This is a genomic window from Haloarcula sp. CBA1122 (genome assembly GCF_009741785.1).
Classification (GTDB): domain Archaea; phylum Halobacteriota; class Halobacteria; order Halobacteriales; family Haloarculaceae; genus Haloarcula; species Haloarcula hispanica.
Map to the genome: position 1 here is coordinate 34,831 of NZ_WPCB01000016.1, position 24,045 is coordinate 58,875.

General features: G+C 55.8%; 18 protein-coding genes and 2 pseudogenes. 17 read left to right on the forward strand and 3 right to left on the reverse strand.

Translation table 11 applies throughout. The annotated features are described in order from the left end of the window. Nucleotides 1–114: 114 nt before the first annotated feature. From GJ630_RS08530 to GJ630_RS20305, 4 genes are read left to right on the forward strand one after another with little or no spacing between them, the layout of a single operon-like run. Nucleotides 115–909: a HEPN domain-containing protein gene (locus GJ630_RS08530; protein ID WP_191449716.1), complete on the forward strand. Its 795-nt coding sequence runs from the start codon at nt 115–117 to the stop codon at nt 907–909. Nucleotides 910–950: 41 nt separating this feature from the next. Beyond that, nucleotides 951–1,316, forward strand: a complete 366-nt coding sequence (locus GJ630_RS08535; protein WP_191449717.1) for a hypothetical protein — start codon at nt 951–953, stop codon at nt 1,314–1,316. Nucleotides 1,317–1,374: 58 nt separating this feature from the next. Further along, the gene (locus tag GJ630_RS08540) at nt 1,375–2,166 is read left to right on the forward strand and encodes a hypothetical protein (RefSeq protein ID WP_191449718.1); all 792 of its coding nucleotides are present in this window, start codon (nt 1,375–1,377) and stop codon (nt 2,164–2,166) included. Further along, complete coding sequence (locus GJ630_RS20305) at nt 2,163–2,291, forward strand: hypothetical protein (RefSeq protein ID WP_256369587.1); 129 nt, start codon at nt 2,163–2,165, stop codon at nt 2,289–2,291. The genes GJ630_RS08540 and GJ630_RS20305 overlap by 4 nt, the downstream gene beginning before the upstream one ends. Before the next feature lie 943 nt (nt 2,292–3,234). On the opposite strand, the gene GJ630_RS08545 is transcribed toward GJ630_RS20305, so the two are convergent. Then, complete coding sequence (locus GJ630_RS08545) at nt 3,235–3,786, reverse strand: hypothetical protein (RefSeq protein WP_191449719.1); 552 nt, start codon at nt 3,784–3,786, stop codon at nt 3,235–3,237. A gap of 1,737 nt (nt 3,787–5,523) precedes the next feature. Between GJ630_RS08545 and GJ630_RS08550 the strand changes: the two genes are divergently transcribed. After that, on the forward strand, nt 5,524–6,753 hold the full coding sequence (locus tag GJ630_RS08550) for a Cdc6/Cdc18 family protein (RefSeq protein WP_121578415.1): 1,230 nt from the start codon (nt 5,524–5,526) through the stop codon (nt 6,751–6,753). A 475-nt stretch (nt 6,754–7,228) separates the two neighbouring features. Here GJ630_RS08550 and GJ630_RS08555 read toward each other — a convergent pair whose 3' ends face one another. Beyond that, the gene (locus GJ630_RS08555; RefSeq protein WP_197427628.1) at nt 7,229–7,363 is read right to left on the reverse strand and encodes a zinc ribbon domain-containing protein; all 135 of its coding nucleotides are present in this window, start codon (nt 7,361–7,363) and stop codon (nt 7,229–7,231) included. 583 nt (nt 7,364–7,946) lie between these two features. Here GJ630_RS08555 and GJ630_RS08560 point away from each other — a divergent pair. From GJ630_RS08560 to GJ630_RS08615, 12 genes and pseudogenes are all read left to right on the forward strand, one after another. After that, entirely contained in the window at nt 7,947–8,402 is a 456-nt protein-coding gene (locus GJ630_RS08560; RefSeq protein WP_191449720.1) for a pilin, read from the forward strand. 7 nt (nt 8,403–8,409) lie between these two features. Continuing rightward, the gene (locus GJ630_RS08565; RefSeq protein WP_191449721.1) at nt 8,410–10,470 is read left to right on the forward strand and encodes a hypothetical protein; all 2,061 of its coding nucleotides are present in this window, start codon (nt 8,410–8,412) and stop codon (nt 10,468–10,470) included. After that, nucleotides 10,467–11,309: a hypothetical protein gene (locus tag GJ630_RS08570; protein ID WP_191449722.1), complete on the forward strand. Its 843-nt coding sequence runs from the start codon at nt 10,467–10,469 to the stop codon at nt 11,307–11,309. The genes GJ630_RS08565 and GJ630_RS08570 overlap by 4 nt, the downstream gene beginning before the upstream one ends. A gap of 2 nt (nt 11,310–11,311) precedes the next feature. Then, nucleotides 11,312–12,985 carry a hypothetical protein gene (locus GJ630_RS08575; protein WP_191449723.1) on the forward strand — a complete coding sequence of 558 codons (1,674 nt, stop codon included), beginning with the start codon at nt 11,312–11,314 and terminating at the stop codon, nt 12,983–12,985. After that, nucleotides 12,985–16,239, forward strand: a complete 3,255-nt coding sequence (locus GJ630_RS08580; RefSeq protein ID WP_191449724.1) for a VirB4 family type IV secretion system protein — start codon at nt 12,985–12,987, stop codon at nt 16,237–16,239. The genes GJ630_RS08575 and GJ630_RS08580 overlap by 1 nt, the downstream gene beginning before the upstream one ends. 5 nt (nt 16,240–16,244) lie before the next feature. Beyond that, nucleotides 16,245–16,616, forward strand: coding sequence for a hypothetical protein (locus GJ630_RS08585; protein ID WP_050007953.1), 372 nt, complete (start codon nt 16,245–16,247; stop codon nt 16,614–16,616). Next, complete coding sequence (locus tag GJ630_RS08590; RefSeq protein ID WP_121578348.1) at nt 16,616–17,095, forward strand: hypothetical protein; 480 nt, start codon at nt 16,616–16,618, stop codon at nt 17,093–17,095. The genes GJ630_RS08585 and GJ630_RS08590 overlap by 1 nt, the downstream gene beginning before the upstream one ends. Continuing rightward, nucleotides 17,092–17,847: a relaxase/mobilization nuclease domain-containing protein gene (locus tag GJ630_RS08595; RefSeq protein ID WP_191449725.1), complete on the forward strand. Its 756-nt coding sequence runs from the start codon at nt 17,092–17,094 to the stop codon at nt 17,845–17,847. Before GJ630_RS08590 ends, GJ630_RS08595 begins: the two co-directional genes overlap by 4 nt. Beyond that, nucleotides 17,844–20,049, forward strand: a pseudogene (locus GJ630_RS20520) (type IV secretion system DNA-binding domain-containing protein). The gene GJ630_RS08595 and the pseudogene GJ630_RS20520 overlap by 4 nt, the downstream one beginning before the upstream one ends. A gap of 1,096 nt (nt 20,050–21,145) precedes the next feature. Beyond that, nucleotides 21,146–21,510, forward strand: a pseudogene (locus tag GJ630_RS20005) (hypothetical protein). A gap of 427 nt (nt 21,511–21,937) precedes the next feature. Next, nucleotides 21,938–22,768 (forward strand): type IV toxin-antitoxin system AbiEi family antitoxin, encoded by an 831-nt coding sequence (locus tag GJ630_RS08610; RefSeq protein ID WP_170097526.1) that lies wholly within the window; start codon nt 21,938–21,940, stop codon nt 22,766–22,768. Between the two features lie 5 nt (nt 22,769–22,773). After that, entirely contained in the window at nt 22,774–23,577 is an 804-nt protein-coding gene (locus GJ630_RS08615; RefSeq protein ID WP_170097527.1) for a nucleotidyl transferase AbiEii/AbiGii toxin family protein, read from the forward strand. A gap of 230 nt (nt 23,578–23,807) precedes the next feature. Here GJ630_RS08615 and GJ630_RS19755 read toward each other — a convergent pair whose 3' ends face one another. Beyond that, nucleotides 23,808–24,020, reverse strand: a complete 213-nt coding sequence (locus tag GJ630_RS19755; protein WP_217284525.1) for a hypothetical protein — start codon at nt 24,018–24,020, stop codon at nt 23,808–23,810. Between the last annotated feature and the right edge of the window lie 25 nt (nt 24,021–24,045).

The following is a 24,045-nucleotide window of genomic DNA, read 5'->3' on the forward strand; positions in this document are numbered from 1 at the left end:
TATAGGAGTCAGCCGTGTGGTGAAACTGAACTGCGGTTACATTATTTCACATCTCTCATAGAACGGTTTGAGGTCGTCGCCATAACTTTCAGTTCAAGACATGAACTACGGTCTATGGCTAATGAAATTGAGTTCACGGACGAAATGACGGAGAATTTCTTTGAACAGATGTTTGACCTATATTTTGATGACGCGCTTGAGGCGAAAGGGTTGGGCCGGTCGGACTTCAGGAAAGGACAGGTTTTCTTGAAAAGTCCGTTTGCTGGCTCCCAATTTGGTGATTTAGACAAAGACGAAACAGACGTAGAAGTTCATGTGAACGATGACGCAGAAGTGAAGATGGTCGCATTGCTCAAAGAAGGCGAGTCAATCGAGAAGGGAGAAGAGATGACTGCTGACCAAATAGAGGGGTTTGAAGAAGTAATATTGGAAGACGAAGAAGAAGATTATGGACATATAACGGTCGCAAAGATGGATGGGTTCGGATGGGTGTTCAATTTTGATTTTAGACGAAATCGGTCGTATGCTGACCCACTAATCAACGCCGCCGACCAGTTCATCGAACTGGCAGAATATGCGGAAGAGAACGAACTGTGGCGTGGATTCGTAGAAAATGCGTTCCATGCGGCAGAACGCATGATGAAGATTGACGTGATTTTCTTGGGGTGGTCTGCTGAAGGACATAGTGATGTACAGGCACGATACTCCGACCTCGTTCAGATGGGACAGGGGAACCCCGACCTGTATGACGTATTCAACCAATTGAAGGGGAAATACCGATTCTCCGCCAGTTACGTTGACCCTCGGGGTGACGTAGACGAAAGAGAGTTTGAGTTTAGCGAGGATGAAGCCGAAGAGTTTCTATCCATAATCAAGGAACACCGCGATAGGCTGTCGAACGAGTCGTAGGGGTCGAAGCCTCTAATCTATCGAATCACGTAGTCTCGCCTATGACCTTCCGGCTCCCTGACGAGCGCGTCCCTGAAACCGAGCCGTGGCGCGACCGTGAGTTTCTGCGTTGGGCATACCACGAAAGCGGGCTGTCCCCCCGAACCATCGCCTACGAACTCGGAGTCTCGAAGAGCCGCGTGACCGTCCACATGGAACGTCTCGGCGTCCTTCGACCGTGGCGACATGAAGACACCTTACGCCGCTTGCACGCCGAGAAAGGCCTTTCAGCGGACGAAATAGCGGCCCGTGACGGGTTCGACTGTTCCCCCACGACCGTCAGGAAATACCTCGCTCGATATGGGCTGACCGACGAGAACGCCGACGAGGTGTCGTATGGCCGATTGGACGAACTCAACTCCGTGTGACCGTGTAGTCCCTATCCCGACCTTGGGATTCTTGTCGGTGGCACCGATTGCTTCGCTCATGTCACTCCTTTCGCCATATGCTCTATTCTTCAACTGGTTACTGAAATGGGGTCAAGTTCTCGGAGCGCTCGGGTCGCTTATTTTGAGCGGTCTACTTGTGTGGCTCTATTACCAGCAGTACGAACTGTTGAAAATAGAACAGACACCCTCGCTTGAAGTCTCGGATTGGGAAATGAACGGAGACGAGATTACGCTTTACCTCTCAAATTTCGGTGAGGGTTTAGCCAAGAATCTACGTCTTCGTACAACGGTCGAGTTCCCCACGGAAGACGACGTGAACATGGTTTCTGATTCTCGAAATCGGGATAGCGTCGTGGTGGTCACAGTCGAACACAACATACATCGGTACGAAGAAGGAGAGAAATTGAGAGAACGCGACATTATGGGTACTGAAAGAAAAGTCGAGTTTCGAGGAGAACCACCATTCCCTGACCCAAATGGTCAAGGCTACGGGAATTTTCAGTCGGGAGTTGGTGAGTCACTGCGACAAGAAGCGTATGAGTTCTGTTTTTGGATTGATGTGGTATATGAGACGGAATTTGGTGAAGAGAAGAGTGAACCCGTAACGGTTCCCGGACGCTGGTTTGATATTGAACCGGAAGAAGGGAAGGAACTCTTTCAGACACGGCCTAATGAGATTACCTGCGAATACAGTTTCAACAAGAGTGCGTTGCTTCAAGCCGACCAGATGAATGACGTTGGGAACCGAAGCGTTCGGAGCAACGACAGGGCTACTAAAAATATAAGAAAGCCACTGTTGGACGAGTTCACCAGAACGGGTACTCTATGACTGTCACCGGCCCGCTTTCGCCCCTCACTTCTGCGCTCCCGCTCTTGAAGTCCGACGCCGACGCGTTCCCCATGCTGTCGAAGGCGACCGTCACGACCCGCTATGGGGCCAGCGGTGACCGCTAAATGGCGTCATGGCGCTGTGAAAATCGGGCGATTCTACCCTTGCTGAAACGGACATTGAGGCAGAGAGCGCGACCACTCACATATCTCGAACTCCCTGACCCCCGTCCGGGTGGCCCACCCCAACCAACTCCGACAGCCCTTGTCCCCCTGCCTGGCCCCCGACTGACCTGTCCACCCGCCCCTACGGGCGTCCCCCATATCTCACGACGCCGTGAGTTGCCACGGAGGTACAGCCACAGAACCCCCACTACCAGTCACCGAGTGAGACGACCTGTCCCCCTGCCGGGACGCCACCCACCACAGGGGTTGTGCTGACGAACGTGTCTGACCATCAGCGGCGGTTGTGACGAATCGGTTCCGCCCTGTTTTCGGGGGTCGATTCAAATCGGGGGGTGTGGGGTCAGAGTGCCAACCCGATTTTACCTTTTCGGGGGAGGTTGACTGGCTCAATGTTCTCGCGGTCGGCTCGACAGACACGATGTTTCCCTCTCGACGGTGGGTGAATGTTCGTTAGGATAGTGCCAGTCAACGTGTCTGACCTACAGCGGCGCTTGTGCTACCTCGGGCTGACCCTCGTACGTAGTTGGTGGCAGTCGCGGTCTTCGAGGGGAAACTACGGGGTTGATTCGTCCCTTGTGTCGGTGGTTGGTCGTTGTCTGTATTGTCTATAATATTATAGATGTAGTTCGGTATGCCGGAACGAACTCCTACACTACGTAGGACAGCAATGGGATAGAACGACAGAGTTTGTCCACTGTTCCTATACTATACGAAGGGTACAACGAACGATATTCTTCGTTCTATAGAGAGGGTAGGACGAACAACTACGACCACTACAGAAAGATAGAAAGGGAAAACCTACGGAAAGGGATAGAGCGTTGCTGTAGTTGTATAGTGTTAGACGAACAGCATAGAGATACGAGATAGGAGAGAGTCGAGACGCCTACCAGTCTAATGGGTCAGTCGTACTGACCGAGTTCGAGTCGTTGTGACTGGTGGTTGCGGGTTGGCCTACTTCGGCAGAGCCGTCCGAGGTTTGCGCTTGGCCCACCGCCACCGATGGGTTATCGGAAAACCTGTCGGGCGACAATTCCGAACCGTTCGACTCTGCCCCGGTGTAGGGGACGACGTTAGCATGGCCAGACGTTGACCGCACAGACGTTCCCAAGATGACCGCCACAATTGGGATGTAGCCACCAACTGCGGTGACTTTGCCACCGCAGAAGTTGTCTGGCTCAATACTCCTACCCTCTCCGACCGAATCGTTGACTCGGATACCAGTCACCGTGAAATGTGGGTGCTGAATCAGTCGTCGTGAAATTCCTGCCTCTTCAGAGAAGACATGAGCGACGTGCTGGTCGAACTGGGTCGCGGCGACTGTCGGGAAGCCGTCTTTCGTCCAGCCGATTTGAGTTTCCTTCTCGAACGGCTTGAGGCGTGGGTCTTCGCCCACAGCCTCGACAAGAGTGTGCACGCCGACGCTGTTGCTACTCATTCGTCTGCCACCTCGGTTGGGTCGTGTCCGGGGTTTGCGTACCGCGCTCGTTGTTGTGCTGTACGTCTCATGGGCCTAACGGCCATTCTCTGGTGCATTGTCTGTCTACATTCTCGGGTGAGAGCGCCCCCAACGGTTTTCATCGCCTATCCGGTAGAACCAGATAGAGAGTTCGGGGAATCCGGCTCTCGTCCGTTCGACGCCGATACCGGGGCTGTCCCTTCCAAGTCTGGCCCGGCGGCGTCGTCCTATTCATTCAGTCGAGTATGTTGTTTCCTCAAGTCACGACTACCCCTTGGTGACGCGAGAAATTAAAACCCCGGATTATTGACATTATGGCTATCAGCGTGAATGGGAGATAGTGATAGGGGTATTAGCGTAAGGAGCGTCTATACCGGCTGTTCTCGTCCGGTGATTCATATTAGGGGTATCAGAGAAAGCCGTCTATCCGACTCATATGACAAATTCATAAACATTCTGTTGGGGGTTTCGACTATACCTTCTTGTGACCGTCCCAATCGGACGTGACGGTGGACTATGTTAGGATAGGCCCCGAAAACGACTGGCCTCGAAGGCCGTCAAGTACCTCACAGGCCGTCGCAGGCCGGTCACGTTCGTCGTATCTGGCTCGCCCGCGGTTAACCAACGACACTCGGGAACTCGGTCGTGTGTTGGTTAACAGTATTCACACTTTTTCTGAATACCCTCGAATCGCACTGTTCACGGGCGCTAACCCGCGTATTCATTCCAAAATGAGGGAAGGACTGAAAGGGCCACGGCACGTACAATGTAATGGAACGCCCGACGGCGAAGGGTGCGCCCGGTTCCCGGTTCAAATCTCACCGAGAATCTCGGGGGCAATACCGCCGAAATCCGCCGCTATACGGTCAATACGGGACGAATCGGAGAAATATGCCGCCTCCCGGATTTGAATCAGAGACCGTACGATATTAATTCGCTCCCGGAGCCAAGAGAACAGAGCCTGCCAAAGAGATTTGATCATGATTATCCCTGTAGTCCGTACTAGCTTCAGAGCATACGGGGACACACACCCCGGGTGTCGAGTGTAAATCAACAGGATGGTGGGTACCCGATCAGAACACTGTAGTACACCTATTATTGTTAGCTGCTGTTTTCGAGTGGTAGAGAGCCCTAAGATCTTTTTTCAGCTTTTCTTACTACTACTAGCTACATACTATTTATATATTTTATTGTATCAGCAATAAATGGACCATATAATGTGGTATAACCGGGTCTAAGTCGGATATAGAAGCACCAGCAATATCGTTTATAAGCAACTCTAATACTCCAATACATAGCTATCTCTGGACAATACATGAGTTGCATAGCAACCCCTACTGAGTCATCGATCTGTCCGCGGACAGTATGTATACTCGTGTTAACCGTATTTCTCTCTACTCTGTCTAACGGTAAGATGGTCTTAGACAGTCAGCATGGACAGTTTACACTCGACACCCGGGGTGTGTGTCTTCAAAAACGTACTTCACTAAACATCTAAAGACACAGCGACTGCCAGTGTTACACTCGACACCCGGAGGGGTGTACTATTTTCTTTTTCTTGGAAATACACTATACTATTGATGCCGTATAGGCTCTACTAACGGTAGAATCAATCGTTTACACTCGACAAATGGTGTGTGATGGAGGCATAGTTTTATATACTACACCGACTGTCGTGTGTAACATGAGGTGGCTCCTCTGGGGTCATATATTCATATGAGTAACGAGAAACAGAGTTCCCTCGACTCAATTTGGGAAAGTGAGGATCCAATCTTCGCGAATAAAGAGCTTCTCGATATCGAACACATCCCGGACGAGGAGCGGATCATTGGTCGTGAAGATGAAATATCTAACCTAGCCAATAGCATTCATCCTGCAATCCGGGGTGGAAAGCCCAGAAACACGTTAATTTACGGAAAGACGGGAACTGGCAAGAGTCTCGTTGCCAAACACGTTACTCAAAGTGCTGAAGACTTCGCTCACGATGAGGGTACGAAACTTGATCGCGCATATATCGATTGTACTCAAGCAACAACAGAGACACAGGTGGTAATCAAACTCGGTCGGACATTCAACCGACCAGATGAAACAGATATCTCTGTACCACCTTCGGGATTATCGACGAATGCATACTATGATCGTCTTTGGGAGATACTTGATACTCTCCATGATGTCGTTATCATCATTCTTGACGAGGTTGACAAACTCCAAGAAAACAACGTGCTAATGCAACTCTCCCGAGCTGGTGAAGCCGGGAAGATCGACTCGTGTAAGGTTGGTATCCTCGCGATCAGCAACAAAATCTCGTTTAAAGATTCTCTCGATGAGCGAGTCCTCAGCAGTCTGCAAGAGCGTGAGTTCATCTTCCCTCCCTACGACGCAAACCAGCTCCGCGAAATTATGCGTCATCGCCAGGATGCATTTCGTGAAGGTGTCCTCACCGATGATGTGATTCCTCTGGCGTCTGCGTTCGCTGCACAAGAGCACGGTGACGCTCGAAAAGCACTGGATATCCTTCGAAATGCAGGCGAACTTGCAAAAGACGATAACAGTGATGTTGTGCAAGAAAACCATGTCCGAAATGCACGTGAGAAAGCGGATATCGATCGATTCTCTAAGCTTCTCCAAGATCAGCCTACACAATCGAAAGCAGCAGTGTACGCCCTTTCATTGATTGCAGAGGGGAGCAATCAGGAAGAGTTCCCTACTCGTAAAATCTATGAACGGTACGAGCAGCTCACGGAATCACTAGATATTAACCCTCTCTCACAAAGGCGGATGTCTGATCGGCTGAATGAACAGGCGTTTCTAGATATCCTCGGCGTCACGGATCGGGTTGGACGTGGCCGTGGAAAAGGCATGACTAATTTTTACTACCTACTGGAGGAGCCTAAGGTCGTACAAAGTGCCATTGAATCTGATCAACGATTTTCGCCCGATCAGTAATTCACGATTTTACACTCGACAGTCGGGGTGTCTCACTCGAACTTTCGGACTGATATCTCCCAAGAATATCTAAACATGGGTCTGAATGGTATGATACGCGATTTAATGTCCATTTACACTCGACACCCGGGGTGGTCCTCAATTCGGATACGAGCGAATGAGTGTGACACCCTCTGCAACGGAACGGGGTGGTTTCCTGCGTGGGGATACCAGCTAATCACTGGAGTGGGTTTTGACTCGAACTCGCCGAGCGTCATTTGCTGTGGTAGGCTCTGCTCAGAGCGAGTCGTGGCGCTGTCACAGACGTCCCCATCCTGTATAATATCATTGCCCACCAATTTTAGCGGCAGGCTCTCACCCCACCGGTCTAAACGGTCAGAGATGCTGACCGCAGCGTAATGTCTGCGTAGTACTCCGTTACCCAACACTCGTCGTTCGTACATCGGAACTCGTCGCCGTTTCGGGAGCCGACGTGTTAGCAGTCCAGGCAGGTCTGACTTGTGTACCCCGGGTAGACGTACGCGACGGGGATACCGGCGGCTCTGGCTTCATTCTTGATGCGTCCCTGCAACCGAGCGAATGCATGGCGTGGAGGTGTTGATTCATCCACTCTGTTCAGTTTTATTCCCGCTCACTCAGCATCGCAGAGTTGACGACATGGGGGTGTGTGCGGCGACATTAACGACTTGGGAGTGGTCCACGACACGGACGACGTAATGGTCTGATTTCAGTCTGGCTCGCCTCATGCCCTGATTTTGCCCTTCTATGAAACTAGCCTAATCATGTTCTATTGGTCAGCTTCTATGCCCTTCTTGTATCCAATTATATTAAATATAACACCAGTTAGGACTGTCAATATACCTCCCCAACTGCCGTAATTTCTGATATACGGTTTGGAAACTTTGCGGCTGATAGTCTAGTTAACGAAGTTACTAGTTGATGTACTAATAAATATCCATATTAGCATTAGCATTCATGCGGCCCGAAAATTAAGGCATTGCCGAGTAAGACTACCTATCACAATCTAGAACCCTTCATCTTGTTCACAAGTTTTTTGATAGTCCCACTGTCAATACTTGCTGGCGAATTCAGAATAGGATTCACCAACTGTGTAAGAAACTCAACACAAGATCGGTAGCGGATTACCGGTGGGGAATCGGCGGGCAAGCAAGACCGCAAAATCAGAGACATCTATGTCAACTCAAACCAACGCATCGAACGCATCGAACACACAACCAACACTCTACACTCACGCGAAGCGGCGGTTTGCTGACGCCTGGCTCACGCCCGGCGTGCGACAGGCGACCCAACTGCTGCTGGTCCTCACGCTGTTTGCTGGCTCGGCGATGGGCCAGACCGACGTCGGGAACATCTACTGTAACACTGCTGTCGAGGACGGCGTCAACGTCGTCTTTGGCGCACTGGCTGGTCTTGGCCTGCCAGCGACGATGGTGTTCGTCGGTCGCAGTGGCCTGTCGTATATGCGAGCCTCTGGCAACCCGAACCAGCAAAACGAGGCTCGCCGGGACCTTATCCTCTCGCTGGTCGGCCTCGGTGTCGTCGTGCTGGCAATCGTGGCTCCAGAACTCATCACGAAGTTCGGGGACAACGTCGGTTTCGGCTTCTCGGACTGCGTGACGCCATTCTGAAGATACGATGCCATCACTCCGCTCACTGCTGATGATCGCGGCCCTTTGCTCACTGCTCTCGACAGCCGCAGCTGCGGGGCCGGCGTCCGCTGGCAGCAACCCAGCCCAGATTGAGCGGGGGACAGCACACTCCCTCACTGACGCGAGTCACGGTGGCGTGGGGGTACTCCAGCAAAACGCCACCGCGCCGAATGGCTCCAGCAGTGAGGGGACACAGACGAATCGCACCGAAAACAACGAATCCAGCGTCCAAGACCCAGCAGGCAACGAGACAGCAACCAATGGAACCGAAGGCAACGAGTCTGCCGACCAGGGACCAGCGGCGAACCAGACAGAAGCAAACAGGTCCGTCGAAGTTGGAGCAAGGCAGAACCTCAGCGCGAAAGTCTCGTGCTACGAGAACGCCTCGAACCCGCCGGCCAATGCCTCTGTCGGGGACAACGCGACAGCAGGCGTTGTGCCCCCGAACCGGTCCTACAACCACAACCACACCTTCTTCCGTGCGCTGTGGTCTGGCGATCCCGATCATCCGAACCTCACACGGGCTGACCGGGCCGAGGCTGAGAACGGCACGCTGGCCGTCCTGCCCTCATGCACGGGAGATATGGTTTCTCGCGAGCCATCGAACACAATACTGTGGAACCGGCCCGAACACGACTCGTTCCGGACTGGCATCGAGAACGCCTCCTACCCAGTGAACGTCACGGACACTCGCTCTGGCATCTGGATTCGTGACGCCTACGTCGCGGTCTTCAGCATCGAGCCATCGACGGTCGTCCACGAAAAGTCGGGTACGGAGCGTCTGGTCCGCCCGAACGGAACCGTGCGTGCCATTCACGACTACCGGGTAGTCATCTCGGAGTTCTTCGAGGACGACTTCCGCGTCCTGAACACGTCGACGAACACGACGCTGTATGCCAACGGTACTGCGATGGACAACAGCACTGCCGCCCAGCCCACGCTCAACTACACGGAGATCAACGGGACCACGGAACTCCAGTTGGTCACGACGATCTCGACGAATATCTCGGACATAGGCGATGACGAGATTGACGAGTACGAACTGACGGTCACGGACTCGCGGACGGTCCAAGTAGAGAATTTATCGGAGCGGGAGATGGTCGTCGAACCCGGCGTCGTCCCCAACGGCAGAGGGGCCACGACCGACGACTATCGGATCGGGACTGTAATCCCCGGCAGCTGGCAAAGCGTCCAGTTCGACGGGGGATACGAAGTCCAGAGCAAGTGGCGGTTCTATACTCGCTCACCGCCGGGCTGGGCGAACTGGTCGGAGAACACGACGACCCCAGTACGACCACTCGAAACCCACGCTGTCCGAACCACGGAAGGTCCGGCAGTCACGGTCAACCGCGTCCAAAACGAGAGTGCCGACGGCTGGCGGTTCGTGCCCTCACTGGAAGCGACGTATCCGACAAATGCGACTGTGAACACGACGGCGAACGCAACCAACAGGACGACGCTCCCGCCGGAGATTCGGATCAACCGTTCGGAGACGTTCACGACGGCAGATCGGTTCACGATACGGAGTGCGGAACAACTCCGGACAGAGAACTTCGAAATCAACGGACTCGTCCGTGGGAACAGCATCGAACAGCCAGCGGACTCGACGAACCCGACGCTAATCCGCGAGGTCAATATCACCTCCGAGGTCGTCAACTCGACCGACAACTCGACGGACGTGCTGGTCCGGGTCGAACCGACGGCTGGCTTCCCGATTGCGGCAGGGAACGTTACCGTCGCAACGGGACAGTCCCGGGTCGAACGGTCACTGTCTGGCGATGATGAGATTACGGTCACCGTTGACCAGGGTGAGGTCTCCTCTGCGATCATCCAGTACAGTCCGACCCAAATCTGGTGGGAGCAAGGGCGTGCTGTCCCGGTGCGAGACACCCAAGAGCGGGTCGCCTACGAAGTGAATCTCCCGGACCTTGCGGAGTTCATCGACCTCGCTGTAGTGACGCTCCTGACGGTGTTGCCGGCTGTGCTGGCGCTGTATGGCTACGACGTCTGGACGAGAGGCAAATTTGTTGGTTGGTATAATCCATGACACACAAGACTATACCACGAAACAGTAGTATCGACCGCAGAACAGTGCTTGGACTCCTTAGCGGGAGCCTTGCCGCGCTTGCAGGCTGCAGTGGCGGGCTGTCTGATAGCAGTGACGGAGGCGACGGAGGCGGCGGCCCGCCAGAAGAGCAGTCCGACTACATCGAAGAGACATCGATTGAGATTGTCGAGAACGGCCGCCAATTGGCTCTGGAAGTGGCTGTGACCGATGAGATCGAGCCCTCATCGGTCAGCATCATCACAGAGTCCGGTCGGGAGTTCGTCAGCGACTATTTCAGCCCCGGTGAAACCCGGACACGCCTTTCGCTAACAGAGGGCGAGGACTCGTACGAACCGCTACCTCGGGGCCAGCACACGCTCTATCTCCGTGGTGACGACGTCGAAACTAAACTCCCACTCGAACTGGGCACCACGTTTGAGTTTGAGGAGGTTCTCCCTGGGGCTGAACATCCAGACTTCGTCGATGGTAGCTTGGCGATGGTTGTGCGGAACGTGGGGAAACGCACAGACGCAGCATCTCAGACGCTTCTAGATGGTGAAACGAGAAGTGAGCGCTTTGTACCAGTGGAGCCCGGTGAATCTACTGCCGTTAAATTTGATTTTCTCCTCAAGGATGGCCCAGGAATATGTGCAAGAGCTGATGAAGCTGGCGAGATAGCTGAGATCAACCACCGTCTGGCAGTTAACTTCCTTTGGAGTGATACAGTTACAGTTTCTCAGACCATCAAATATAACAATACTGATGGGTGCAAAAAGTCGCTAGTTGGTGAGCCAGAGGAAGTCACCACAACCCCGACGAAGACGGAGACGGAGACGTAGCAATGCAGTCGGGAATTGCTGGGGAAATCGTGAAGGAGGTTGTCGAGAGGGTGGTTGGAGAGCTCTCGTCGGCAATTACAGCTGGTATCAGTGGCTTCCTTGATCAACTCAGAACAGACATAATTGGGTATTTTGAGGGGTTCTTTGAGTGGCTTATTGACCCGATGGTAGGCACACCTTCTCCGGAAGGGCCGAATTCAGCAGCCCCTGTGGACATCGCATTTGAGTCTGCGAGTAATGCTCCGTGGGACGCGTTAATCTCGAATATATACTTCGATGGGATTGTTGGGTTAGCGCTCGGCATCCAGTTTTCTGTTCTGGCGATGATCGGGCTTAGATACGGGTCGATGAACCCGGTTATCCGGAAGAAGCTTCTACGCCGACTCGGTGTTGCCTTCCTTTCGCTGTTCTTCTGGCTCCCGGTAGCCTCGCTGGGGACGCAGTTCTTCGATGCGATTGGCCGAACACTGTACAAAGGATCACACACCCCCAAGGAGGCAGCCGCACTAATCAGCTCAGCCCAGCAGATTGCGGATCTCAGCCTTGGGATCTTCGTCGTTCTGATGATCGTTGGACTGTACGTCTACCTCAAGGCGGCGTTCATTTTCATCACTCGGTGGCTGCTGGTTTTCCTGCTGACGCTGTCGATGCCACTGGTCGCGACGTTCTGGGCAGTGGAAGTCTGGCCGCTGAACCGCTTCTCTGGACTGGCGAAACAGGTCGCCGGCGCGTATCCCGGCGTTCTCGCTGCGGGTATCCCGCCTGCGATCCTGATCCGCATGAGCTTCGAGGCGACAAACTGGGGACTGGCTTCTGAGCTGTCGCTGTTTATCAGCCTCGTGACGCTGTACTTGGCGGCAAAATCTCAGAAGGTCCTCATCCAGCGCAGTAGCCGCGTGGCAATCCAAGTCAGCGAACAGGCACTCGCCGGCGGCAAAAAGCCACTCAAGATCGGTGCGGCGGCTGGTGGTGCAGCGGCGACAGCCGGCGCTGGCGCGGTCGGTGGCCCCGGCGCAGCAATGGCGACGGGTGGCACGATTCGAGCTGCCTCAGGCGCTGCAAAAGGACGTGTCGGCAGTGCTGCTACGGGTGCCCAAATGGTCCACCGCCAGATGGCTGCTAACCCCGCTGGCATGAAGAGGGGTTCTAGCGGCGGCCCCACTGGCACCGGTGGCGGCAGTAGTCCCACCGGCTCCGGAGGCGGCGGCAACAATGGCTCCGGTGGCTCAGGCGGTTCCGCTCCGCCTTCTGGCGGCGGCAGTGGCAGTAGCGGGTCTGGTGGCTCTGGTGGCTCACCGCCCTCTGGCGGCGGGAGCAGGTCCAGTGGAAGTCCCCTCAACAGCAGGTTCACCAACGGTGGTTCGTCCAGCTCGCCCGGCTCGTCTGGCGACTCCGAGAGTGACGACACTCCGATTAGTGAACGCCAGACGAAGATGGAGCAGCAAACCAAGATGGAGCGCCAGACGCAGATCAACTCTGGCGATACCAGAGTCTACGAATCTGAGGTTGATCCGCCGTTCTCCGACGATGACTTCGACGAGAACGATACTGAGACCACGGAGTCCGATGAGTCCGAGTCGTATGACTCGCTCAAAGATGTGTTTGCGACTGATGACGATATATTAGGGCCGGATGTGTACCGCGACGGCTTGCCTCACAAGGAGGATGACGACTAATGGCTGACTCAGAAGAAGAGTACAACACGAACATCATCCACGAATCTCTCGGAGATTCGACCAACTTCTGGGGCGACTACACGCTGGGGGAACTCATCCTGTTCCTCATCCCGCCCTTTGGCTTCCTCGTCGCGATGGGGATGCCGTTCGTGCCAGCGGCGCTGTTCTTCCCAACGTTGGCTCTCACAGCAGTTGTGGAAGTCTTCCTCTACATCCTGCACAAAGTCCGCCCGGACCACTACCGGCTGACCGAGTGGCTGCGAGTCAAACTGTTCTGGCTCGTCAAAAAGCGTCAGTACACTCACGGCCAGGGCAATCAGGATACTCGGCAGGTCACGCGATTAGAGCGGGTCATGCCCCACGGCATTGAGCGCGTCGACGGAGCGTACGTCGGCGCGGTCGAAGTCGAGCCCGCCAATATGTCGCTACAAGATGACGAGAAATGGGACAAAGCCGTCACATCGCTCACACGCCTGTCTGAATCCCTGACTGGCCGGGCGAAACTCCACGTCACGACGGCCGAAGTCGACAACGAGTCCCACATCCAAGCGCATATCGACCGACTCGACGACCCCGACGCAGAGAGTCATTCGATCTTCCGGGGCGTCCTCATGGAGTTCGTCAACCGCTACACCGACGACAGCGGCAACGTTGAGACTGAGACTGAACTCCAGCGCAAGTACTACATCGTCGTTTGGGTCACTGACGAGGATATTCACGACCTCCAGATGAACAGCGACTCCATCGCGGATTACTTGACCGGGATACCGGTTATTGGGCGGCTGTTCACTCGGTTCGACAGTGACACGCTCACTGACGCCGAGCGAGAGGAGTTCAAGGCCAAGAAGCTCCACGACCGGCTCGAAACCGTCGACAGAGCAGTCAACAATATGTTCCGGTGTCGCAGCCGGTCGGTCAGCCCCCACGAACTGGCGCACTTGACTGAGGACTACTGGGCCTGTGAAACGCGGTCGGAACGCGAGTACGAAGAGGCGGCCTCCGTCTCTCCGGTGACGTACTCGGCACGGGAACTCATCAAGCACGGCGAGGGTGCCGCAGCCCATGACGCTGCGGAGGGGATGGACACCGACGACGTCGGTGGGACCGACTACGAGGTCGACGAGACCGACTTCGTCTCCCAGTTGCATAGGCCCGGTGAGAACCATCGGTCACTGGTCGCGCCGACGGATATCGAATGGGAAGCCGACCACGCCCTCATCGACCAAGAGACGTACACCCGGTGCTTCTGGATCGAGACGTATCCCGAGCATCCGACGAGTGGGATGCTAGAGCAACTGCTGCTGGATACGGACCTTGCCGTCGACGTCTCAATCCACATCGACCCATACGACGCTGATACAGCAGTGTCGGTCATGAAAGAGTGGATTTCCTCGCTGAAGATGCTACAGAACGACAAAGGAGAGCTGGAAGCGGAGGATATCGAACAGGAGGTCAACCAGGCAAAGTACATCCGGCAGATGGTCCGGCGGAACCACACGTCGCTGTTCCGTGTCGGGGCGTTCATCCGGCTGACGGCTGAGACCGAAGAAGACCTCCGGAAGCAAACGAACCGGCTCGAAACGCTCCTGCGAGACTCACCATCGAACTGCGGGGTCAAGCGAACGACCCGCCGGCAGGAAGCAGGACTGGTGACCGTCTCGCCGATCGGGGCCAACGAACTCGGACAAAACCGACTCTCCTCAATGACCGGGGAAGCACTCGGGTCGCTGTTCCCGTTCTCGTCGAACTACCTGCGGATGGAGGGCGGCATCGAGTACGGACTGCACGGCCACAACGACTCCTCGCTGTTGATCGACCCGTGGGAACTGGAAACCGGCCACTCGGAGCTGGTAACTGGGATGCCCGGCGGCGGGAAGACCCACGGCACGCAGGCTCGGGCGATGCGGATGCTGAAAAAACGGTCGGACGTCAAGCAGATCTACATCGACCCGGTCGGGGATATGCACGGCAGCGCGAAGATGCTGGATGCAAAGACGATCACAATCAGCGGTGAGACGCCGTTGAACCCGTGCGAGATGCATCCGACACCGCCTCATGTCCTCGAACAATCCCCGGATATGCAGCCGGTCTCAGCGAAGAAAGACGAAGTGTACGGGGTCATCGAGAACTTCCTGCAATCCCGGGATGTCGATCTGGAGATGCACAGCGGCCTCATCACGTTCCTGATCGACACGATATTCACTGAATCGGATATCGACCCAGCCGACCCGTCGACGCACACGCCGGAGAACTCGCCGGACCTGAGCGACTTCCTCGAAGTCGTTGACCGCCTCCAAGAAGAACCGGGAATGTTCCCCGGAGCGACAACGGAGTCCTCCCAGCAGAAAATCCAGCAGTACGCAAACGAACTCTCGATTGCACTGCATCCGTTCCGGCCGGGGAGTACCTTCGGCAACCTCTCGAAAGAGTCGGACCTGCGGCTGATCGACGACAGCAGCAAGGCCGTCTATCTGGACCTCCAGCAGGTCGAAGGCTCGGGCAGTGGCCTCGGCAAGCAGTCGTTCATCATGCAACTGCTGCTGAGCACGCTGTACCAGCAGGCCAAGAATATGCAGCAGAAGGTCGAGATCATCATCGACGAAGCTCACTACCTGTTCAACGACGACGCGAACTTGGAGTCGCTGAACCAGATTGCGCGGCACCAGCGCCACGCCGGACTCCGGCTAGTGATGCTGTCCCAGACGCTCTCTGAGTTCGAGGACAAGGGCGCAGCCGAGGAAATCGCGGGAATGTGCCCGATCAAGGTGCATCACCGCGAGCCGGAACTGGGCGACGAGACGGCAACAAGCGCCGGACTAACGGACGAACAGCAATCCTACATCCAGCACGCCGAAGCCGGCAAGGAGTCATTGGGCGACGGACAGGGCTACTCACAAGCGCTGGTTCGCGTCGACGAACACGGAGACTACCCGCTAACGATCAAGACGTCGTGGGAAGAGAAGCAGATCATTGACCTCGACGCTGACGCGGAAGATACGCTCGACGTTGTTGCTCACGAGGCTGACTCCCGCGCTGCTGACTTCGAAGAGTTCGTTCGCTCGAAAGCGGTCGAGCAAGAGCTAGCGAATCGTGGATTGTCCCCGGAGAAAGCTGAACACGTCCTCAACGGACTCAGCGAAGACGAGTTGGTGGACGCGGTGTCTGTGGCCCTTGACCAGGCACAGCCAGAAGCAGTTGTCGCTGACGGTGGTATCGAGGCAGAGACTGATGTGGAGTTTGACACTACGGAGTGATTCACATGGATGAAAGTATCACATTCTCGATGAGCGCAGAGAAGAAGAAACAGATTGTAACGCAAGCTGAGAAGAACGACGAAACGGTAACTCAGTTCCTGCTTAAAGCGGCAGAACAGCGTATATCTCGTGAACTGCAGGAGCAACGTGCTAACGAACTAGGGGTTGCAGATGAACTGCAAGACCTTGCTGATAGCGTCACTGGCGAAGTGAGCGCTGCAACGGATATCGACACAGATCAAGAACTGTGCCATACTGTAGCACTGTGGGAGTTGATTTCGAGTAAGTATGATGCTGATACCCGGGCTGCCGCAATGGAGGAAGCGCCAGAGAAACTGCAGGAGCAGGTAGCGAAAGTTGGCGGAGGTGATGACTGATGACAGAGCGAGATGAAGTTCTTCAGATATACACGACCAGTGAAAACAAGGAATGGATCAAAGAGCGGGCTGAAATAGAAGGCAAGACGATCTCCGATATCGGCCACAGTCTCGTTGAAGAGTATATCGACCGCGAAACTGGTGAAACCCAGTTTGAGCGGTACGGGACTGATACGCAACTCGAACTCGTTATGGAGAATATCCGGAGTGACATCACGGCTGAGCTGGACGAGTTCAAATCCGAGACGCTGGAGGAACTGAAGACGGTCCAGAAAGTCCGGACAGCATACACCATAGCTATCTGGAAACTACTGCAGGAGGACCACGATGATGCACACCTCAGATTAGCGATGAAGTTTGCGACCGACCGCATTGGACGGGAGCCAGCTACAGAGGCAACAAACGGGAGTGATACCGACTCAGGAGAGCAGGGTCGTGAGTCCTCGGTGGCGACTAATGCTGGGGGTGACGGTGCATGATACTGCCAACGGATTATCAGCGGAATGGAGCAGGGAATCTCGTTGATTACATCCGGCGCGACCGGGACCAGGACGCCGGCGCGACAGTTGACCTACGGAATCCGGCCGGGCGAGAACTGTCCGACCCAGAGGTGAATCGGTTCGTCGACAAGAGTCGAGAATTCGGATTTCAGCGGCATCTGATCGTCTCTCCTGACCCCACTGGAGAATACTCACCAGAAGAGGTGAATGCCAACACTCGGGAACTTATGAACCGCGAGTTCGCCCGGCAGCCGACAACTGACTACGTATACGGTGTCCACCAGAATACGGAGTTCCCACACGCACACGTCGCGGCAACTGGGGAACCAGCAGAGCTGGAGATGGATCGCGAAGATATCCGACAGATGCGCGAACAAGCAGCGGTCGTATTTGAAGAACCCGCTCGAACACGCGACCCAACGGCTGCCCCTCGCGATGCTCCGGAGGACATTGGCCGGGTCGTGGATGAAGAAGCTCGGGAGCAGTACCACGAGGCAGAACTGTCGCTGAACCCCGAAGCAGAAAAAGCCCTCAAGCGGGCGACTGAGAAGGGCCAGCAAAAAGACGCCGGACAGCCCACGGCTGAGAACGCGAGCGATGAGCGCCAAACTGAGCCACTCTCAGAACGTGCTGCGGAGAGAGCCGAAGAACAGGCGGCAACTGAACGCGAACCCGAAGTTGATCTTGAACGCGAGCAGGAACCCGAACGCGAAGTCGGGTGGTGGCAGTGAGTTCTAGTTCCTCTGCACCACCGGGACAACGCTCTGGCGAAGTCCCGAATAGCCTCAAGTACGACAACGTCGTCGGGTTCGTCTGGGCCGGGTTCATGCTGTTGTTCCCGCCGATGATCGTCGACAGCGACAAGATTCTCCCAAAGCGATTCTGGGCGTGGCGCTACATCTACCTCGGCTTCGGACTCATCAGCGCGGCGTTCTTCTACGATGTGCTCGTCCAGACACCCAGCGCAGCGCTGTTGTTCCCGTTCGCACACGTTCTGGCTGCTATCTCAGTGGGGACACTGTTCGCTGACTTCACCGTGCCCGGCCTGTCACTGCCGATGGTCTCGTACTCGACCACGGTGATCCTGTATGCCATCTCAATCGGTATCGTGTTCTCAGGGGAACTACTCCGCCGGACCTCGCCGGAAATGCTCGCGATGAACCAGTGGGACCACGACGACGGAGAGTCCGTTGTCCCGCTCGAAGAAGTCTCTCACGAACACGAAGAGGCCGAAATGCCGTTCACGCTCGATCAAGATGTCTCTACAGCCGTCGTGGGCGAGACTGGGTCGGGCAAGACGTCGATGATGAAACTACTGGCCTACCAGTTCCCGTACTACAGTAACACGGCAGTCATCGCTCACGATACTGGCGAGGACTTCCAAGAGTTCTATTCGGAGCTGGGCTTTGAGGTTCAGCGCATCCGCCATGAAGACAGCGACGTAGTCTGGAATCTGTTCAAGGATGCTGACTCGGAGTCGGACTTCCGCGAGGTCGCCGGCGCGATCTTCGGCGAAGCCGACGGCCACGACCCATTCCATCGGCCCGCCAAACAGACTTTCGCAGAGATGCTGATGTACCTGCATCTCAGCGCACAAAAGAACAATCGCCGTCACGCGCTCTGTCATGCCGATATCGTCTCACTCCTCAACGAGGGCCATATCGCGCTCAAGAAAGCCCTTGACGAGTTCGACCGGCTGGACTCAGGTCATATCGACCCTGACAAGGGCAAAGGCGCACAGAACGTCTACCAGACCATCAAGGAGAACGTTGATCCCGTCTTCACCGGCGACTTCGGTGACTACGGGGAGTTCTCACTGCAAGAGTACATCGAGAACCCGGAAGGCCGGGTCCTCATCATTGACTCGAACCCAACGGAACTGGAAACGCTCGGGCCGATGTATCAACTGCTCGCGGACTGGTCGATCCGTTACGCAATGAACGCTTCGAACCCGACGGTCCACATCCTCGACGAGATTGACGCGCTGCCGGCGCTTACTCAGGTGACGAACCTTACCGCCCGAGGCCGGAAACGCAAGGCTCGGGCACTGGTCGGCGTCCAGACAATCGGCCAGCTCAAGGACACGTACAGTACAATCTCTGGGATTGTCGGCAACTGTCCACAGGGAGTTTACTTCGGGCCGGGTGACACTGAGTCGACGGACTTCATCCTCGACGAACTCGGCGAGAGTCGACAGTATGATCGCTCCGAGATGGTATCGATGAGTCACCAAGGGCGCGGCGAGAACCCCCCGGACGCAGGCTCGGGACACGTACAAAGAGAAGGACAAGACGCCGGTCACGTCTGGCTTGCTCCGAGACTTCCAGCCCGGTGAGTGCGTTGCCGTCTCTCGGACGACGTGGGTCCACGGGCAGTCTTATGAACTGGCGGATGTTCGCGATAGCCTCCCGGCACAGGGTGCGGAGTCGCCGGGCAGTTCGGAGCCGGAACCCTCTGAGGATGACACCGACATAGAGAGTGACAGCTGGTTCTCGTTCACTCGGGCCCGACTTGATGATGTGCTCTATGGGTCACTTGGTGAGGACGACGACGATGAGTCCAAAGAGAGTGGCCCGGATCGTGACGCCGAAGTCGAGCCGACCGTCGACGCGACAGACGGGTTGGGCGACGACGAGTCGGGCGACCCACTCGACCAGACAACAGCAAACACTGCCGTCACGTCCCCGGACACAGACCACCCGAACCTATCAGATGAAGAATGTGAGTACGACGGTGGCGATCACGACCAGCAGTCCGACGACAACAGCGGTGACTTCTCCTCTGACGAGTCACCGAACCCCACCACTGATGAGACGGAAGCCGCTGAGAAAGGAGATGCTGAATCGGCCTCAGAATCAGACGCTACTGAGACTGATGAGCAAGACAAAACAGAGTCAGAAGAGAAGGGGCACGACCCGGCTGGGTTCATGTGACTGCCTCTCTACAGAGTAACGATACCATCTAAGAAATTCTATACTTTTGCGGATAATCTCTTGATCTCCCTTTGGTTGTTGACTGATAGAGTCCTTTGGCTGTAGCCCCTCAATAGAGCCATTATCAAATATCCAGTAAAGTCTCTCCAGCTAACTGATTCTGGGTGAAATCGCCAGACGGAATCGGTTTTGCTCCTATCTGAATCTATTAGCTAAGTGACTGATTCGTACAAAATCGCAATACGTGGCGGGTGTGATTCACCGAATAATTGGTCCTTTAACTTGCCGTGCTTTGCGGGGCGTTCTGAGAGCGATTTTTGCGAGAAATGCATAGGCAATCTAACAGTGGGAGAGCGGGTCGATAGACCCGACACAAACAGGGGTACGAATCCGCTCAGGCCACCTGTACTCAAACCTATTGGGGAACAGATATATCTCACCTCACCCCCCAGAGTCCGACCGGGACTGCACACGGCAGGCCAGCCCAACCGAGCGTCATGTGAGTCCACTGTGCCACGCACGTTGCCGGCCGCCGACGTCCAGGGCCACGCCGATCACGACCACACTCGAGTTGAGCCAGTGCTGGCAGACCCACGCTCGACCCTCGCTCGCTTCGGCTTCTCGTGGCGCACAACCCGACAGCCACCGGCCGGCGACCACACCATCATGTCCGGAGCTTTGTATCTGAATCCCAACAAGTACAACACGCCTTGTTTTCACACTCTTTCACTATCGTAATTTAGTGTGGCATTCAGCCGGGGGACTGTCCGATTCCCGGCGGGGATCGCGCCCGCCACTGCAGGCACGATTGGACCGGCGTGAGGCGCGCGACCGCGCCGAGCGCAGCGCCCCGTCGTCCGAGTGAGCGAGAGTGAACGAGGGCACGACAGACGAGCATCGCGAGTCTGTCAGTGGCGTCGCGCGCTGGGACGGTCCACTAGCCATCCAGCCCAGTTGCGCCCCGGCCGGCAGACCCACGCCTGCGATACATCCGGCACTTGGTGAGACTGTTCTTTCCCCAGGTGCCAGCTGGGGGAGCCAGCCCAACCCGGAGCTTTTTGAGCGATGACGGACAAGTCTGAATCGTACCGTTCTCATGTCACAGCCACACTTTTCTCCAGAGCAACAGCCATCCAACCAGCGTCAGATTCCGAGCATGGAAACGATCGGGCCGGTCGTCGACGAAGTGATCGACATCGCCCGGCGGGAGCTTGATGCACCACGTCAGTCGAGATCGAGACGTGGGAAGATCGCGAGTTTCTGGTGCGTATTATACACTGGTCAGCACCAGGCGTGAACACTCGGTACGGATACGAGACAGCAATCCAGTATCACAGTGATCGGGAAACCGTCGAAGCCTTCCTGATCGAAGAGGATACGCATACCGACGAGCGAGAGCGACTACTGAAGACTGAACTGGGGACAATCCCTGATCCAGTTGACGAAAAAATTGCGGAGTAAGAGACTCAGTTCACTTGTCTGTCAGTTCCCGATGACAGCCCTCGCAGACTTGATCGTACTCCTCATCGCGCTCTGCGTCGTAGAATGACCCAGCGCGAAACCGCTCGGGGTTATACTTGGTCTGGAACGTCTTCTTGCAGCGTGGACAGCGAATTTCTCCCATTTGAAATATCACCTCTCGGCGGCCCTGTCTGGCCGCCACCCGCCTGCGGCCACACAAAATCGAGGTGTGTCTACCCGGTACACCGGGCCCAGAAAACGGGTAACCAACAGCTCCGGGAACACACCGGCCTCTGTTGGTTAAGACGAAGATGTTCTCACTCAACAACTCAGTTTTGCATGAGAGCGCTACTGTTCGTCCTGTCAACCAAGGGAGTCACAAGGCTAAAGCCAACCTAAGTTTATACTCTATGTAAGAAACGCAGTTATGAGCTCAATAGATCAAACAAAGACTATACGCCAAGGGCTCTCGACTCGAGAAAGTCGACTCCTCTCACGACTCGCTGGCGCGGGCCACCAGATCATCTCCGTCGACGACATCGAGACGACGCTAGAGATCCCTCCGAAGACCGCCCGAGAGATCGCCTCCCGCCTCACTGAGAAGGGGTGGCTTGACCGACTCTTCCCGGGTACATATCTCATTATCCCACTGACTGCCGGTGAGAAGGGCGTGTACACAACCCACGAATATCTCATCGCCGCCCACGTCGCTACGCCGATGTACATCGGCTATTACAGCGCCCTCAGCCACCACGGGCTGACCGAACAAGTCCCCCGGACGGTGTACGTAGTCACGCCGGCCCGAGCCCAAAGCCGGGAGATCCATGGTGTTCCGTACCGCGTCACGACAGTCACTGAGCGGAAGTTCTTCGGCTTTGAGCCGACATCCATCGAAGGCACGACCGTGCAGGTCAGCGACCTAGAGAAGACACTGGTTGACTGTGCGGACCACCCCGAATTCTGTGGTGGCCTTCGAGAGCTCGCGACTGCGATGCGAACCGCCAACCAGCGGGGCTGTGCCTGGGACACCGTCGGCGAGTACCTCGAACGACTCGATAACGGAGCAGCAACCAAGCGGATCGTCTACCTCGCCGACCAACTCGGGATCAATCTTCCCACCCGCGAGGCCCTCGTCGAGTCGTTCACGAGTGGGTACTCTCTGTTGGACCCAACGCAGCCTGAAACGGGCTCAAACAACAGCACGTATCGCCTCCAGATCAACGTCGAACCAGCAACGCTGGAGCCGACGGAGGCCTGATCGAAGTGCTCAGTCAAGACCGACTCCGAATTCTCGCTCGCGAACTGGGTGTTCGCCAAGGATACGCCGAAAAGAACTACGTTAATTCGTGGCTCCTCTGGGGCATCTTCACGAGCGCCTACGGTGACAATCTCCTGTTCAAAGGCGGAACTGCGCTCTCTAAGCTGTACTTTCCGCAGTCATGGCGGTTCTCAGAGGATCTCGATTTCGGCGTCGAAGGAGAGTATCAGGGTTCCAAGCGAGAGCTACGGACAGTCCTCGATACGATTTCCGACCGCTCTGGTATCGAGTTCGAAATTCGAGAGCATCATGAATCGCAGCAGGATCACTATCCGACCCACTACGTCGACATTAGCATCCAGTACCGGGCAGTCCTCAACCACCCCAATACGACCAGTATTGACGTGATGGTTGACGAGCACGTCGCATTCGACCCGGTTCACCACACCCACACATACGAGGATATCCCCGAATTTAGCCTCCAGGCGTACAGCGTTGAGGAAATCTTCGCCGAAAAGCTCCGGGCGATCTATCAGCGTGGGGTCGCTCGTGACTACTACGACCTCTACCAGTTGCTCGAAACTGATTCAGTCACGATTGACTTTGCCGACGTGCGACCCGCCTTCAAGACGAAGTGCGAACACGACGGGCTCACAGTCGACCTAACAGATGGGTTGCCTGACGAGCAACGAGAGACTATCCGCCACCAGTGGGAGACCACCCTTCCGGACCTCACCGGCGATCCGCCGGCGTTCGAGATGGTCTGGAATCAATTAGACACGACAATCTCCCAACGAGAGTCGAGATAGTCAAGGCCCGATATTGGCATCAGTGACCGGCGGATTTCTCATTCGGAACTCCGGTCCTCGCTCTTCTGTAGAACGGTAGAAAGCCCTGCTAACGATACAGCTAATGGTTGGCTCGACGAATTCACCAGGGATTTGGCGACCGAATGATACGAAGTATAACCCACGTAACGGGGCGAAACCCATCCACTGTTGGTTAACCCGCTGAAGCGATTTCCGACCACTCACAATACCTAAACAGCGATGCAATGCGGCTTCTTTGTTTTCTCCTCTTTGCCGGCCGGGATCGCGCCCGCTACCGCAGGCACGATGGACCGCCGCGAGGCGCGCGATAGCGCCGAGCGGAGCGTTCCGTCGTCCTCGTGAGCGACAGCGAACGAGGGCTCGACAGACGACCAGCGGGAGTCTGTCGGTGGCGTCGCGCGCTGTCGCGACCCACCAGCCACTCAGCCCGGTTTCTCCCGGGCCGGC